The sequence below is a fragment of the Pseudomonas sp. LBUM1640 genome (genome assembly GCF_059716225.1).
Window position 1 is genome coordinate 3390707 of sequence record NZ_CP166816.1, and the last position, 15010, is coordinate 3405716.

Annotated in this window: 12 protein-coding genes; 6 read left to right on the forward strand and 6 right to left on the reverse strand. The window is 61.1% G+C overall.

The window, feature by feature from the left end:
* Positions 1-89: 89 nt before the first annotated feature.
* The 5 genes from ACA065_RS15200 to ACA065_RS15220 form a co-directional block, all read right to left on the reverse strand.
* Positions 90-1661: a GMC family oxidoreductase gene (locus ACA065_RS15200; protein WP_497695231.1), complete on the reverse strand. Its 1572-nt coding sequence runs from the start codon at positions 1659-1661 to the stop codon at positions 90-92.
* Between the two features lie 114 nt (positions 1662-1775).
* Positions 1776-2843 carry an ABC transporter ATP-binding protein gene (locus ACA065_RS15205; protein ID WP_497695232.1) on the reverse strand — a complete coding sequence of 356 codons (1068 nt, stop codon included), beginning with the start codon at positions 2841-2843 and terminating at the stop codon, positions 1776-1778.
* 5 nt (positions 2844-2848) lie between these two features.
* Complete coding sequence (locus ACA065_RS15210) at positions 2849-3640, reverse strand: ABC transporter permease (protein ID WP_010170899.1); 792 nt, start codon at positions 3638-3640, stop codon at positions 2849-2851.
* A 28-nt stretch (positions 3641-3668) separates the two neighbouring features.
* The gene (locus tag ACA065_RS15215; RefSeq protein WP_459021497.1) at positions 3669-4604 is read right to left on the reverse strand and encodes an ABC transporter permease; all 936 of its coding nucleotides are present in this window, start codon (positions 4602-4604) and stop codon (positions 3669-3671) included.
* A gap of 109 nt (positions 4605-4713) precedes the next feature.
* The gene (locus ACA065_RS15220; RefSeq protein WP_497695233.1) at positions 4714-5874 is read right to left on the reverse strand and encodes an ABC transporter substrate-binding protein; all 1161 of its coding nucleotides are present in this window, start codon (positions 5872-5874) and stop codon (positions 4714-4716) included.
* 898 nt (positions 5875-6772) lie between these two features.
* Here ACA065_RS15220 and ACA065_RS15225 point away from each other — a divergent pair.
* A complete protein-coding gene (locus ACA065_RS15225; protein WP_497695234.1) occupies positions 6773-7864 on the forward strand; it encodes a thiamine pyrophosphate-dependent enzyme in 1092 nt (363 codons plus the stop codon).
* On the opposite strand, the gene ACA065_RS15230 is transcribed toward ACA065_RS15225, so the two are convergent.
* Positions 7855-8721, reverse strand: coding sequence for a helix-turn-helix transcriptional regulator (locus ACA065_RS15230; RefSeq protein WP_032899479.1), 867 nt, complete (start codon positions 8719-8721; stop codon positions 7855-7857). The genes ACA065_RS15225 and ACA065_RS15230 overlap by 10 nt on opposite strands.
* A 437-nt stretch (positions 8722-9158) precedes the next feature.
* Here ACA065_RS15230 and ACA065_RS15235 point away from each other — a divergent pair, with 437 nt between their 5' ends.
* From ACA065_RS15235 to ACA065_RS15255, 5 genes are all read left to right on the forward strand, one after another.
* Positions 9159-10325: a Gfo/Idh/MocA family protein gene (locus ACA065_RS15235; RefSeq protein WP_497695235.1), complete on the forward strand. Its 1167-nt coding sequence runs from the start codon at positions 9159-9161 to the stop codon at positions 10323-10325.
* A gap of 77 nt (positions 10326-10402) precedes the next feature.
* Positions 10403-11434 (forward strand): glycoside hydrolase family 3 N-terminal domain-containing protein, encoded by a 1032-nt coding sequence (locus ACA065_RS15240; RefSeq protein WP_497695236.1) that lies wholly within the window; start codon positions 10403-10405, stop codon positions 11432-11434.
* Positions 11421-12461, forward strand: a complete 1041-nt coding sequence (locus ACA065_RS15245) for a glycoside hydrolase family 3 N-terminal domain-containing protein (RefSeq protein ID WP_497695237.1) — start codon at positions 11421-11423, stop codon at positions 12459-12461. Before ACA065_RS15240 ends, ACA065_RS15245 begins: the two co-directional genes overlap by 14 nt.
* Complete coding sequence (locus ACA065_RS15250; RefSeq protein ID WP_497695238.1) at positions 12445-13329, forward strand: sugar phosphate isomerase/epimerase family protein; 885 nt, start codon at positions 12445-12447, stop codon at positions 13327-13329. The genes ACA065_RS15245 and ACA065_RS15250 overlap by 17 nt, the downstream gene beginning before the upstream one ends.
* 46 nt (positions 13330-13375) lie before the next feature.
* A complete protein-coding gene (locus tag ACA065_RS15255; protein ID WP_497695239.1) occupies positions 13376-14962 on the forward strand; it encodes a GMC family oxidoreductase in 1587 nt (528 codons plus the stop codon).
* Positions 14963-15010 lie beyond the last annotated feature (48 nt).

Below are 15010 nucleotides of genomic sequence, written 5' to 3' on the forward strand. Positions count from 1 at the left end.
TATCGACGCAACGCTGAAATCCTGTGCAATGGTGACGCGCAGCGTCACGGTATGCATTCCCACGCGGAGCGTGGGAACGATCAGGCCCTTCACACCCGCAAAATATGATCCGCTGCCTTCTCACCGATCATGATCGCCAACGCATTGGTATTGCTCGAACATAACGTTGGCGCAATCGAGTTGTCGGCCACCCGCAACCCCTCAATCCCATGCACCCGCAACACACTGTCCACCACCGCCCGCGCATCCGAGCCCATCTTGCAGGTGCCCACAGGATGCAGCGCAGCATGCGCCTGTTGCCGCACAAACCGGCGGTAATCCTCACGGCTACGCAACGGCTGCGCAGGCATATGCTCGCGCAGGATATGCCCGGCCATGGCCTCCTGAGCCAGGATATGCCGGCCAAACTCGGTCGCTTCAACCATGCACGCCAGGTCAAACGGATCGCTCAAATAGTTGGGTCTGATCACCGGCAAGTCCGTCGGGTCTGCACTGCGCAGTTGCACCGAGCCCACGGAGCGCGGGCGGGTCTGGCACACGTTCAACGTGCAGCCATTGCCACCCGGCACCGAGCCCACGCCGGCTTCGACACCGGCACCGGCCATAAAACAGTACTGCGCGTCCGCCCGGCCCTCGGCCAGTGAGGTGCGCCAGAACGCGCCGCCTTCCACCACATTGGACGTCACCGGGCCTTCGCGAAACAGTGCGTACTGCAAGCCAGCGGCCAGTTTCCACTGGGGCTTTTTGTACTTGTCGTAGCTCAGGGGCCGACGCAGTTCATTGATCAGCGAGACTTCAATATGGTCCTGCAGGTTCTGCCCGACGCCTGGCAAGTCATGCAGCACCTTGATGCCCGTATCCTGCAGATGCCCGGCAGGGCCGATCCCCGAGAGCATCAGTAACCTCGGGCTGTTGATCGCGCCGGCGCTGATGATCACTTCGAGTTCGGCCCGCAGGATCTGGCGCTGGCCTTTTTCAACGTATTCAACCCCCGTTGCACGGCCCTTTTCGAGCAGCACCCGCAGCACTCGGCAGCCGGTTTTAATCGTGAGGTTAGGGCGCCGCCGGGCCGGCTTCAGATACGCCACCGAAGTGCTCGAACGCAGCCCGTCGCGGGCGTTGATTTGATACAGCCCACAACCGTCCTGAACTCCGGAGTTGAAGTCCGCGTTATACGCCAACCCGGCCTGCTGGCAGGCTTGCAGCCAGAATTTGGTCAGCGGATGGGTATAGCGCTGGTCGCTGACACCCACCGGGCCGTCGGTGCCATGGGCTTCATTGCTGAAGCGGTCGTTGGTCTCGCACTTCCTGAAAAACGGCAGCACGTCCTTATAAGCCCAGCCCTGGGCCCAACTGTCGTAATCCGCCGGTTGCCCGCGCAGGTACACCATGGCGTTCACCGAGCTGCCGCCGCCCAGCACTCGCGCCTGCACCATGCTCGGCTTGGGCGCGCCGATGTAGTCCGCGGGCGGCTCCCAGGGGTAATGCTCCACCAGGTTGCCCTGGCTGGTCTTGTAGAAGCCCACCGGCAGATGAATAAGCGGATGGGTGTCCCTCGGTCCTTCCTCAAGCAGCACCACGCGTGCCTCGGGATTTTCGCTCAGCCGTGCAGCAATCACACACCCGGCTGACCCGCCCCCGACCACGATGTAATCGACCATTATTATTTTCCCCCGGGGCAAAAAAAACGCCGGACCAGGCTCCCGTGAAAGAGCGGATGATCCAGCGTAAAAAATGAACCTCGGCTGATTCAGCCAGGCCCCTTGTTCAAAACATCAGGCCGGTATCACCACAAAGCTTTCCGGCTTGCAGGTCAGTGCCACGTTCGTGCCAGGCGGCAATGCGTGGCTGCCAGGTGTGGGCAGTTGCTGGCATTTGAGGTCGAGCGTGCCGCCGGCCACTTCCACGCGGTAGATCACCCGGTTGCCGATGAACGAAGTGTCCTTGACCTTGCCGGCAAACGCGCCGTCGGCCAGCGTGGCGCCCAGTGCGGGCTCAAGGCCGATGGTTTCGGGGCGGATCGACACATTAACCGGCCCCGCAACCACGCCGCTTTTGGCGGTATGGGCATAGCGCCCGAACGGCAAGTCGACCACGCCACCCAGCCCATACGTGCCGTTGACGATATTGGTATCGCCGAAGAACTTGGCGGCGAACAAGGTGCGCGGCGACCAATACATCTCCTGCGGCCCGCCGATCTGCTCGATGCCACCCTTGTTCAGCAGCACCACACGGTCTGACAGGATCATCGCTTCATCCTGGTCGTGGGTCACATACACAAAGGTGGTGGAGGTCTCTTCGTGGATGCGCTTGATCTCGTTGAGCATATGGTGGCGAATCTTCAGGTCCAGAGCCGCCAGGGGTTCATCCAGCAGCAGTACTGCCGGGCGGTTCACCAGTGCGCGGGCCAGGGCCACACGTTGCGCCTGCCCGCCGCTGAGTTCGGAGATCCAGCGGCTCTTGAAGCTTTCCAGTTGCACCAGTTCCAGCGCCTTGTTCACTTCACGCTTGATCTCATCCTTGGGCTTCTTCTTCAGGCGCAACCCGAAGGCCACGTTGTCGAACACGTCCAGGTGCGGGAACAGCGCGTATTTCTGAAACACCATGTTCACCGGGCGGTGTTCAGGCGCCAGGGCGGTGGAGTCCTTGCCGTCGATCACCACTTTGCCGGTGGTGGGCTCTTCGAAGCCGGCGATGATGCGCATCAGGGTGGTCTTGCCGCAGCCGCTGGGGCCGAGCAGGGTCAGGATCTCGTTGCGCTTGACCGTCAGGTCGACTTTGCCCAGGGCAGTGAGGTTGCCGTAGCTCTTGGAAATTCCGGTCAGTTCAATACTGTTGGTCATGTTGATTACTCTGCAGTTTCAGCACGTTCAAGTTCGAGGCGGCGACGACGCAGGGTCATGACCAGGCCGGCGATGGCGATGATGGCGATGGTCACCACCAGCATGAATACCGAGGCGGCATTGATGGTGGGGCTGACGGCGCGGCGCATCATCGAAAGAATCATGAGCGGCAGCGTGGTGTCGCTGCCGGTGACGAACACGGTGATCAGGAATTCATCCATCGACAGCGCCACCGCGAGGATCGCGGCGCCGGCGATGGTTGGCCCGATGATGGGCAGCGTCACCAGCCAGAACGCCTTGAGGGGCGAGGCGCCGAGGTCGCGCGCGGCCTCCTCGAACGACAGGTCGAAATACTCCAGCCGCGAACGCACCGACTCCACAAAGAACGGAAAGGTGAACAGCGTATGGCCGATGATCACCGTCAGCAGCGAGCGGGGCAGGCCGATCAGCGAGAAGAAAATCACCAGCGCAATCCCCAGGAACAAACCGGGCAAGGCGATGGGTGCGAAGTTCATGAACGCGAACACGGCCTTTACCCGGCCTTTCATGCGCATCAGCGCCAGGGCCGAGAACGTGCCCAGCAGCGTGGTAAGAATCGCCGAGCCAGCGGCGACGATCGCGCTGTTGGTCAGGGCTGTCATAAAGTCTGAACTGCTGAACAGCGCCTCATACCAGCGCGTGGAAAAACCCTCGAACGGGAACGACAACGAGGCCGACGAGTGGAAGCTGAACAGCGCGATAATCGCGATGGGCGCGTAGAGGAACAGCATGTAGACGTAAGTGAATAGCCGGATCATGGCGAGTTACCTTTTTTATGGGCGGTATTCAGTCGTGGTAACGCTTGCCGGGTGCCAGGTTGGCAGCGCGCAATACCGCCAGCAGCAACGCGTACACCAGCATGAACACGATCAACAGCAGATAGGCCATCGCCGCCCCCAGTGGCCAGTTACCCACCGAACGGAACTGGTTGGCGATCACCAGCCCGGTGGTCATCGCATCCCGGCCACCCAGCAATTGGGGGGTGACGTAGTCGCTGGCGGCGAGCACGAAGGTGAACATGAACGAGCTGACGATGCTCTTGTGCGCCATCGGCATGATCACCCGCCACAGAATGGTGACGCCGCCGGCGCCGAGGTCGGCGGCCGCTTCCAGGTAGTCCTTCTTGATGTCCCGCAGGCCCGACACCAGCAGTAACAGGGTGAAAGGCAGCATGATGTGCACCAGGGTCAGCACCACCGCGAACTTGCTGAACACCAGCCAATCCAGCGGCTGGTCGATCAGGCCGAAGTGCAACAGTGTGGAGTTGATCACGCCGTTGGTACCCAGGATCGAGCGCCACGCGTAGACCCGCACCAGATAGCTGGAAAACCACGACACCAGCGCCAGGTACAACACGGCGTTGGAGCGCGTGCGGTACACGATGTAATAGGCTACCGGCGCACTGATCACGGTGGAGAGCAGGGCAGTCCAGAAACCGTTTTGCAGGGCGATCCACAACGAGTCATAAAACCCGCTGGCGCTCAGGGCCTTGGCATAGTTGGCCAGGGTGGCGGCGGGTTCCATGCTGAAGGTCTTGGCGGTCCAGAAACTGGCGACCAGCAGCAGCACTGACGGAATCAGAAAGAACACCACCAGAAACAGCAACGGTGGCGACGCCAGCCAATACCCGCTGAGGGTTCTCTTGTCGATCTTCATGTGTTTGCCGACCCTTGAATCCCGGTCGTCCAGGGGCATGGACTCGGTATTGTTGACTACGGTCATGATGAGATTGCCTTTGCGTTTTTATTCGATAGTCAGGGCGCGTTGACCCGTGGGGCGGGTGTTGGTGAACCCTCGCCCCACGGCTGCCTGCACCGGCGTGCCAAGCGCTCTAGAACGAACCCTTGAAGTTCGCCCACTGATCGATCCATTCAGCATAGGTCACATATTTTTCGGAGCTCAGGGGCGGTTGGCCATAGAGTTTGGATTTCTCGAAAAAGCTGTCCAGGTTCGCGTAGTCGAAAGTGTTTCTAAGGTCCTCGGGCAGCAGCGGCACGGCCTTGGGGTTGACTACGCCGGAGAACATCGTGGTCGCCATCTTGGCCTGGATGTCGGGCTCGAGGGTCTTGTTGATGAATTCCAGGGCCAGGGGAATGTCCTTTGCGGTTTTCGGGATGAACAACGCATCGCACCAAAGCGCTGCGCCTTCGGTGGGTACCGACAGGGCAGTGGTCACGCCACGTTTGATGGTTTCGCTCGGGGTGTTGGCGGAGGCCGAGAACACCGCGTCCACTTCACCCGACACCAGCAGCGACACCGCGTCGCCCGAAGAGGCGGCAAACACCCGGCACTGATCACGGTACGGCTTTAGTTTTTCGAAGGCATCGTTGAATTCGGCGCGGGTCAGGTTGGGGTATTTGTCGCCGTAGCCTGCGATGGTCGCGATCAGCGACCAGTTCGAGGTGCCGTCATCGACAAAGGTCAGCTTGCCCTTGAGTTTCGGGTCCAGCAGGTCGGTGTATTGGGTAGGTTTTTTGACGTTCTTGGGGTTGTAGATAATGGTGTTCATGCCCCACAGCAACGGGATGCCCCATTGCTTGCCGTCCCAGTACCAGCGGCTGCCCTTGTAGAACAGCGCGAGGGTATTGTCGGCGGAATAGTTGGGGATTTTCGTGGTGTCGATGGCCTTGAGCAGGCCCATTTCCTGATAGATCTTTTCGTAGCCCAGGGCGTACATGGTCAGGTCGAGTTGCACCGGATCGGAGCCTGCCAACCGTGCGGTGATGTCGTCCTGGTTGCTGGCATAGCTGGAGCGCACGGTGACGTTGCGCTGCTTGCGCCAGTCGGCAAGTTCGGCGTCGCCGGTTTCACCTTCCCAACCGAGGATTTCCAGGTGGCCGGTGGTGGCGGCAAATGCGCTGGGCACGAACGAGCCGAGGTACAAGCCTGCGGCAGAGGCGGCAGCGCCCAGCAGAAACGAGCGTCGTTTCAAGCTGAGGGAATTGAAGTCAATGCCGGTCAAACCATAACCCGTCTCTATTTCTTTTTTCATTTCGAGTTCCTGCCTGGGGTGGTGGGTGCGAACGTTGAGCGACTTGCAAGGCGTGGGCCCGGCGGCGTGGCCGGGTGCTTCCTTTTGTATGCAGTCAGTTGGATCGGCAGTGTTATGGCCAGCATTGACTCCATGCTGCTGGGGAGGGTGGTAAGGCCTCCACTGTTCCGATTGACTCTTCCTGGGCTGGGCGACGCACGCTTTTTCCGGGCTATGGAGTTGCAGGCCTGAAGCGGTGCGCCCAGCGCTTGATAGGCTCGGCTTGTTGTTTTCATGGGTTGAGTATTGAGCCGGGAGGCGGGGGGCTCAATTTCGCAGGGGGGTTAAAAGCGACGCACTCTGACGCATTGAAGTGACCTAATCGGCGCAGGCTTCTGGGTTTGGGGTTTTGGTGGGGGATTGAGTACATATCCGTTGCTGCGGTAACGGCTGCTTAGGGTTGCGCTCTTACAGCGGCTCACTTTGGAAAAGCCGGAATGCCGGCCCAGCCCAAAGTAAGCAAAGGGCTCTGCCCTGCCTGTCGGCGCCTCGCTGTGGCTCGGCGTTCGGCCTCGGGCTAAATGGGGCAGTCAGATCAAAATCAAAAGCACGGCGGCCCGCGTAGTAATGCCGGAGAGAGGGCACACCGAGCCTAAGCGAGGTGCCGAGTGGTGGGGCAAGAGCGTTTTGCTTACTTTTGCGCTTTTCAAAAGTGAGCCGCTGTAAGAGCGGAACCCATCGAAGCCATCACCCAAATAACGGATATCCACCCCAAACCCAGCAACGCCCCCCAAACCCCCGCATCTGCGTCAATCTGCGTCTCTTTTACCCAAGGTGCGAAATTGAGCCCACCCCGCATCAGGCGAATACTCCAAGCCCGATCCCCGGCCCAGACGCCGCGCATTCGCTGGAGTGTTAAGTGAAACTCACAGGTGGCCAAATCATCGCCAAGGCACTGAAAGCCAACAGTGTCGACTACGTAGCCGGCATCCCGGGCGACGGCTCCCGGGCCCTGGTCGAAGCACTGCTGACCCCAGGCACCGACATCCCGTTCATCCACGTCATCCAGGCCCACAGCGCCGTGCACCTCGCCGACGGCTACTTTCGCGCGTGCGGGCGCCCTATGGCCGTCGTACTGACCGGTCCGCTGGGCATCCCCTCAGCCCTGGGAGCCCTGGCCACCGCGCATCAGGACGCCTGCGCACTAATGGTCATCAGCAACGCCGAGGCCGAAACGGTATCGGTCAACGTCTTGAAAGACCAGACGACAGTCCAGACCATACAACAGCTACCCCAAGCCCTGCGCCAAGCCTTCGACACCATGCTGAGCGCCCATTCCGGCCCGGTTAGCCTGTCCATCGACGACAGCCTCCAACGCGCCTCCACCAACGCCAGCCTGCCACTCGCCACCCTGCGCGCAGAACCCCAACCCACCCCGCGAAAAATAACCGTACTGCGCGAAGGCCGCGCCTCACGCTCCGTGCTGGAACACGATGCGCTCCTCGTCCTCGGTGCCGGGCCCACACAGCCCATGGCCCGCGAAATGTTCCCGGTGCATTACCCCGGCAGGCACCTCTGCGCCGGCAACCCCGCCACCCTCGGCTGGGCGGTCCCGGCGGCAATCGGCGCCAAGCTCGCCATGCCTGCGCGCCAAGTGGTCTGCGCCGTGGGCAATCGGGATTTCCTGCAATCGATGCAAGAGATGGCCGTGTGCGTGATGCACAGCATTCCGGTGGTATTTCTGGTCTTCAACAGCAGCGCTGACGACGCCGTAAACGACGTACAAACGTCACCCATCGAGCAACACCGGGCTGGTGAATTCAACCTGCCCGATGGCAAGCCCTACGCCCCGGACTTCGCCGGCATCGCCCGTAACTTCGGCCTTGAAGCCTGGCGCGTCGAACACGCCTCACAACTCAACGCGACCCTCGTCAAGGCCCTGAACAGCAAGGGCCCGTCGCTGGTCGAAATGATGACCACGCGCCAGCCCCTGCAAGCTCCTCAGTCCTGACCGCCCCAGACGATAGTGGCGTTGTCGCCGGTCATGTACTCACGCACATCCAGCGGGATCGACTGATCACTGGGCAACAGCACCGTTGCATTGCGCAAGTGATGCTTGCGGATCTTGCCCTTGTCCACCAGCCCCAGCGCCATGCGCGTAGAGAAGGGCTGGCGAAACGAGGACGAGGCTACACCCGTCACTAACCCATACAGAAAGCGGATCGGCCGACGGTGCTGCGGCGTCAGGATCGAAAACGTCATCTCGTTACGCTGCTTGCCTTCGAAATCCACCATGAACAGGCGATCGCCCAACAGCAAACAGAACCCGTGGTAGGTGAATGAATAACCGATCTTGCCGCTGCCATCGCGCAACGGAAACCGCTCCACGGTGACGTACTGCACCATCGAATCGGCCCGGTACAGGCAGGTGACAGAACGCAGGATGCGCCCCTTGTAGATCGACGAATTGTGATAGCGGTAATACACACCCAGATAGTCTTCAAGCACGTCTGCCGACTGCTTGGCCAGCGGCAGGAAATGATTGAACTGCTCCGAGGCCCGCAAGCCGGTCGGCAATTCGTTTTCATAGCCTTCATAGAACTTTTTGAACTCGGCGGGCGGACGGAACAGGTCTTCCGCTTCCATCATGAAGTAACGCCCGATCTTCTGAAGGATCTTCTGCGACGGAACGTGCTGGCCCACCAGGTACTTGTTGAACTGCTGGCGATTCACATCAACTTTGCGACACATATCGGCTACCGACCGGCAGGACTCGACCAGGGTGCTCAGGTTCTTTTGCACATTGGCCTGCAAGTCACTGCGCGCCTGCTGTCGCTCGGGGTGCGAAGTGGCGGCGGCTAACGACAGGGGGGATGCGTCCGGGCGACTGTGCATTATTATCTCGATGTACTTGGCTGGGTTAAGGCGCCAGTTATTAAAGTTATAGCGCAGTTATCGAATAACCCTTCGTATAACCTTAATAACCGTTTAAGCGTTTGAAAATTTCAGTCATTACCGAAGCATCTTTCGTGCCGTTTGTATAAGTTTCTTCATGAAGTTTTAAAGCGACTGAATGCGTCAGATTGTAAGCGCTTTTGCTGGCTGTTCGGCACCGCCGACAAGCGCGGCATCGTAGTTTCAGTCGCAGAATCACGGCGCCCAGTAACACATTGAAACGCCGCGGGTAACACCGCGTGCTGCTTGTGAGTGCTTCAGTCCGCGTCAGGTATCACCCAGGGTGCGAAATGGTGGAAACAAACATCACCCTTGATACTCGGCCCATGCTTTTTGCGGAGGATTGGGTGATGGCAAGGTTGACCGGCGACATTCCAGGAAAGCGGCGACTCAAGGTCGGCATGGTCGGTGGCGGGCAGGGCGCTTACTTCGCCAGTTACCACCGTGCCGCGATGCGCCTGTGTAATCGCTTCGACATCGTCGCCGGGGCCTTCTCGTCGGACGCGGACAAATGCCTTGAGGCGGGCGCTGCGCTCAATATTGAAGCCGATCGCATCTACCTGTCGTTCGAGGCCATGGCCGCCGCCGAGTCGCGCCGGCCCGACCCGATCGAGGCGGTGGTCATCGTGACGCCCAATCACCTGCATTTCGAGCCGTGCCGGTTGTTTCTGGAAGCGGGCATCCCGGTGATCTGCGACAAGCCCCTGGTCCACCATCCCCACGAAGCCCTCGAGCTGGCGAGCCTTGCCGAGCGCCACGGGACGTTTTTTGCGCTGACCTACACCTACCAGGGTTATCCGATGGTGAGGGACGCCCGCAGTCGGATCCAGGCCGGTGAGCTGGGGGAGTTGCGCTTCCTCTACGTGGAATATTTGCTGGAGTGGCTGGCGCCCGGCGTGGCCGGCTTAAGCAACAGCCTGGCGTGGCGCGGTGACCCGCAAAAGGCCGGCCCCACCGGTGCGTTGGGCGACGTCGGTACCCACGCGTTCAACCTGCTGGAGTTTCTTTCCGGGCAGCGCTGCAACCAGCTCAACGCCAAGTTGACCAGCGTGGTGCCGGGTTGGGCACTGGACGACACCTGCGTGGTGCAACTGGAGTTCGACGGCGGCGTAGACGGCTTGTTGTGGGCCAGCTTCGCGGCGCCTGGGCATCGCAACGGCTTACGCTTCAAGATCGTCGGCAGCCTGGCCTCGCTCGAATGGCGCCAGGAGTCACCGGAAACCCTGCTGTTCACACCCATCGACGGCGCCGACCGCATTTACCGGCGTGGCCAGGCAGACAACATGCCCCAGACGCTGACCTTCACCAGCCTGCCGGCGGGCAATACCGAGGGCTATCTGGAAGCGCTCGCGGTGTTGTACGCCGACTTCTCCGACGCCCTGGAGGCCGGGGCGCAGTGGCGCACGGCGACCCGCGTGCCGTTGCCGGATATCCAGGAGGGCGTGCGCGGGGTGCTGTTGTCCCAGGCCTGCGTCGAATCCCACCAGCGGCGTGCCTGGGTACCGTTCCCGCTGTAATTGAATTGATGCGTGGCATCGCCGCGCAACCACCGAGTCGAGCGTTCCGCTCACCATAACGCTGTTGAGGAAAAGCAATGTCAAGCGAACTGCATAGCGCCGCGTATTCGGTACTGCTTCCCGCGTTCGGGGATTTGCACCTGGACGACAACGTGCGCCGTTACCTGAGCCGTGGTGGTGTGTCCCTGTTGCTCGGGGAAACCCGCGATGAATACGTTGGCCGAGGCATGAGCCCGGCGCGCAAGGCAGCCGAGTCCAAGGCTGATTTTGTCAATGTCGTTAAGGAAGCTACGGCTTTGGCGGGTTCTGCGGTATTGATCGCTGTAGACCAGGAACTCGGCGGGATCGAGCGCCTGCACCAACTGGTCCCGGCGGTCGCTTCCCGGGCGCAGCTCCAGGGCCTCAGTGCCCAGGACATCGAGCAACGGTGCTTCGAGATGGCCACCGTGGCCCGTGAGCTGGGGGTGAATCTGTTTCTGGCGCCGATCGTGGACGTGGTCACCGGCGCCAATCCGTGGCTGCATAACCGTCACCTCGGCGCCGACCCGGTGGAAGTCAGCCGGGTGTCCTGCGCGTTTATTCGTGGGGTGCAGCGCGCCGGTGTGATCGCCACCGCCAAGCACTTCCCCGGGCATTACGTCACCGAACACGACCCGGCCATTGCCGAAGCCACCGTGCCGGGTCCGCTGGAATTGCTGCATGACAACCTTGAAGTGTTCAAGCAGGTCATCGCCACCGGCGTGAAAGCCATCATGCCAGGCCCGGCGGTGTTCCCTGCGATTGATGCCGATCACTCGGCCTCCACCTCATCCAAGGTTATCGGCGTACTGCGCGACACCCTCGGCTTCGAAGGCCTGATCATTTCCGATGATCTGGACGCGGTTTCCATTCTGCGCGGCAACACCATTCCCGACACCGCTGTCGCGTCGCTGGTGGCCGGTGCGCACCTGTTGCTGGTTTCCAGCGAGTCCGGCCTGGACAGCATCGCCGATGCGATCGTCGCCGCCGTTCACGAAGGCACGCTGGATCGCCAGGTGTTGCTGGATGCAGCCGCCAGGGTCCGCCAGTTGGCAATCGCGACCCAGGGGACTAACCATGAGCGCGAATAAAAGCAAGGCTTACGGCGTACTGTTCCCGGTGTTGCTGGACGTACAGATGACGGATGACGTGCGCCGGTTTCTCGGGAATGGCGGGCGCAGTCTGTTGTTTGGTGAGACGGGCGAGGAATACGTCAGCGGAAAAATGAGCGCCAGCCGCCTGGAAACCGAAACCCTGGACACCTGGCAACGCTTTACCGGCACGGCCACCGCGCTCGGCGGGCCGCTGCTGCTGGCGGCAGACGCCGACATATCCGCCGTGCACCGCTTGCAAGGGATCACCCCGGCGCTGCCTGAACCCGACGTGGCAAGGGCGATGGACTGCGCGGCGCTGGAGCAGGCCTGCTTCAAGGTTGCGACCGCCGTGCGCAAGACCGGGGTCAATCTGTTGCTGTCGCCGACGGCGGATGTTGTTGGCGGCCCCAATGTGTGGCTGGCAGGGCGCACGCTTTCGGACGACGTGCAGCAGACGGCGGCGATGGTCGGTGCGTATGTGCGTGGCGTGCGGCGGGCCGGGATGGCCAGTACCCTGAAGCACTTCCCCGGGCATCCGGTGCTGTTTCAGCAGCCGTCGACTGAAACGGCGGTGGTCAGCGAATCCATGAAGCAACTGCGTGCCTATTGGCCGGGGTTCCAGGCCGGGATCGAGGCGGGGGCGGATGCGGTGATGATGGGCCCGGCGATATTCGCCGCGTGCACACCGCCCACGGCGGCCTCGATATCGCCGGAACTGATCGGCGTGTTGCGCCAGGAGTTGGGCTTCAAGGGGCTGGTGATGACCATCGACCTCGATCACCGCTCGACCATCGGCCAGATGTCCCTCGGCGAGGTCGCAGTGGCCGCGTTGAATGCCGGGGCTGACCTGTTGCTGATTTCTGCCGGCGCCATGGCGCAGGTGCCGAAAATCGCTCGGGCAATTGTCACCGCCGTCGCCCAGGGCACTTTGCCCCAGGCTCGGCTGGACGCTGCGGCGCTGGCCGTGGGTGCCTTGGCTGACCGTTATTCAACCGTAGGAGCGTCATATGGCAACCCAAAATAATAGTCTCGCCCTGCATTCCACCGTCGCCAAACACTCGACCCTGGCGATGGATATCGACATCGCACAGGCACTGGGTTTTGACGCGCTGGAGATCAACAGTGGCAAGCTGGAAGGGTATCTGCAGGCCGGCTATTGCGAGGCGGAACTTCAAGCACTGCTCAAAGACGTACCTGTCACCGGCATCGGCTACCTGCGGGATATCGAGCGCCAGGGTGCCGAGCGCGATGAGCTGTTCAAGGAAGCTGAGCGGCTGTTTGAGTTAGCGATCCTGGTCGGCGCCAAAGGCGTACAAGTGCTCACCGGCCCGATCAATGTGCAGGCGGTGATTGATTTCCAGGCGAGGGGCAAGAGCGACCATTACTCGGGTTTGCTGGGGCTGGATCAAGCCGAACAGTACGCTCGCACGGCCAGCAACCTGGCGGAGCTGGCCGATGTGGCCAAGCAATACGGCCTGCTGCTTTATCTGGAAGCGCTGTCCTGGACGCCACTCAATACCCTGGACCACCAACTGCAACTGATCGAACGCACCGGGCGCAGCAACGTGAAGATGGTGATCGACTACTGGCATTGCTTTACCAGCGGCGTTACCCCTGCGGACGTCGCCAGGCTCGACAAGGGCGTGATCTACGGCGTGCATGTCTGCGACTCGCTGGCCTTCGAAGGCGGCATCCCGAATGAAGAAGTGCTGCGCGATGTTCCCACCGGCAGCGGGGTGCTCGACCTGGCCGAGTGGACCGCCGCGGTAAAGGCTACCGGTTACGTCGGTTGGTGGAGTTGCGAGTTGTTCTGCAAAAAACAGCAGCAGCAAAACAGCTACGTCGTCGCCCAACAATTGAAGACGCTGTTAACCGGCCTGGTCGGTCGATAACGCGCGTTTTAACACTGGCTGAATACTAAAAAGATCTGAGGTTGTCATGGTGGATTTCATCGTAATCGGGGGCGGCTCCACAGGCTGCACGGTCGCATCGCGCCTGAGCGAGGAGGAAGGTGTGTCAGTGGTGCTGTTCGAGGAAGGGCCGCGCGATCGCAGCCCCTACATCCATATTCCCGGCGCCTACTACAAGACTGCCCAGGGCCCGCTGCTCAAGCGCTATGCCTGGGAGCCCACCGAGGACCAGCACCGCAGCGAAACGCCGACGATGGTCCAGGCCAGCGTGCTCGGCGGTGGCAGCTCGGTGAACGCGATGATTTACATCCGTGGCGTGCCCGCCGACTACGATGGCTGGGCCGAGCAGGGCGCTGCCGGCTGGTCGTACAAGGACGTGCTGCCGTACTTCAAAAAGGCTGAAGACAACGAGCGTTTCTGCAATGAGGTACACGGTGTCGGCGGGCCGTTGGGCGTGTCGGACCCGATCAATATTCACCCCTTGACCAAGGTCTGGCTGCGCGCCTGCCAGCAGTACGGATTGCCCTATAACGACGACTTCAACTCGGGCCAACCCGAAGGCTGCGGGCTGTACCAGATCACCGCCAAGAACGGTTTTCGCAGCAGCGCCGCCGTGGCCTACCTGGCGCCCGCCAAGTCGCGCAAGAACCTGACGGTGAAGACCGGTTGCCGGGTGCTGCGTATCCTGATGCAGGGTAACAAGGCTGTTGGTGTCGAATACCTGGAGAAGGGCGTGCGCCAGGTGATGCACGCCGACAAGGAAATCATCCTGTCCTGCGGCGCGATCAACTCACCCCGGTTGTTGATGTTGTCCGGGATCGGGCCCGCCGCGCAGTTGGAGAAACACGGAATTAAAGTTGTTCAGGATTTGCCCGGCGTGGGGCAGAACCTGCAGGACCATATTGAAATATCGCTGGTGTATGAGCTGACCGGCCCGCACAGCTATGACAAATACAAAAAGCCTTGGTGGAAACTCATGGCGGGGTTGCAGTACGCGCTGTTCCGGCAAGGCCCGGCGGCGTCCAACCTGATTGAAGGCGGGGCGTTCTGGTGGGGCGACAAGACAGCGGCGCATCCGGATATCCAGTATTTCATGGTGGTGGGCGCGGGCATCGAGGAGGGCGTGGATTCGGTGCCCGGCGGCAATGGCTGCACCTTGAACCTGGGGCAGATACGGCCAAGGTCCAGGGGTTATGTGGAGCTGTATTCAGCCGACCCGATGTCACCGCCACGCATTGTACCGAACTATTTTTCCGATCCGTACGACATCGAAAGCCTGGTGGACGGTTGTCTGATTGGCGAACAGATCATGGCCCAGGCGGCTTTCAAACCCTATGTGGCACGGCGGCATGTACCGGATGTGAGCGTACGCTCGCGAGAAGCCATGAGGGAATTCTGTCACCAGGAAGCCCATGCCGCGCTGCACCCTTCAGGCACCTGCCGCATGGGGGTAGATAAACAGGCGGTAGTTGGGCCGGATCTCAAGGTGCATGGCATCGAGGGGCTGCGAGTGGCCGACGCGTCGATTATGCCAACGCTGATTTCAGGTAACCCCAACTCGGTGTGCATCATGATCGGCGAAAAGGTCGCCGACATGATCAAAAGCACCCGATAGGGTTGCCGAATGCGGGCATTGTGTTCCTGCGATGGCCTACATTCGTTG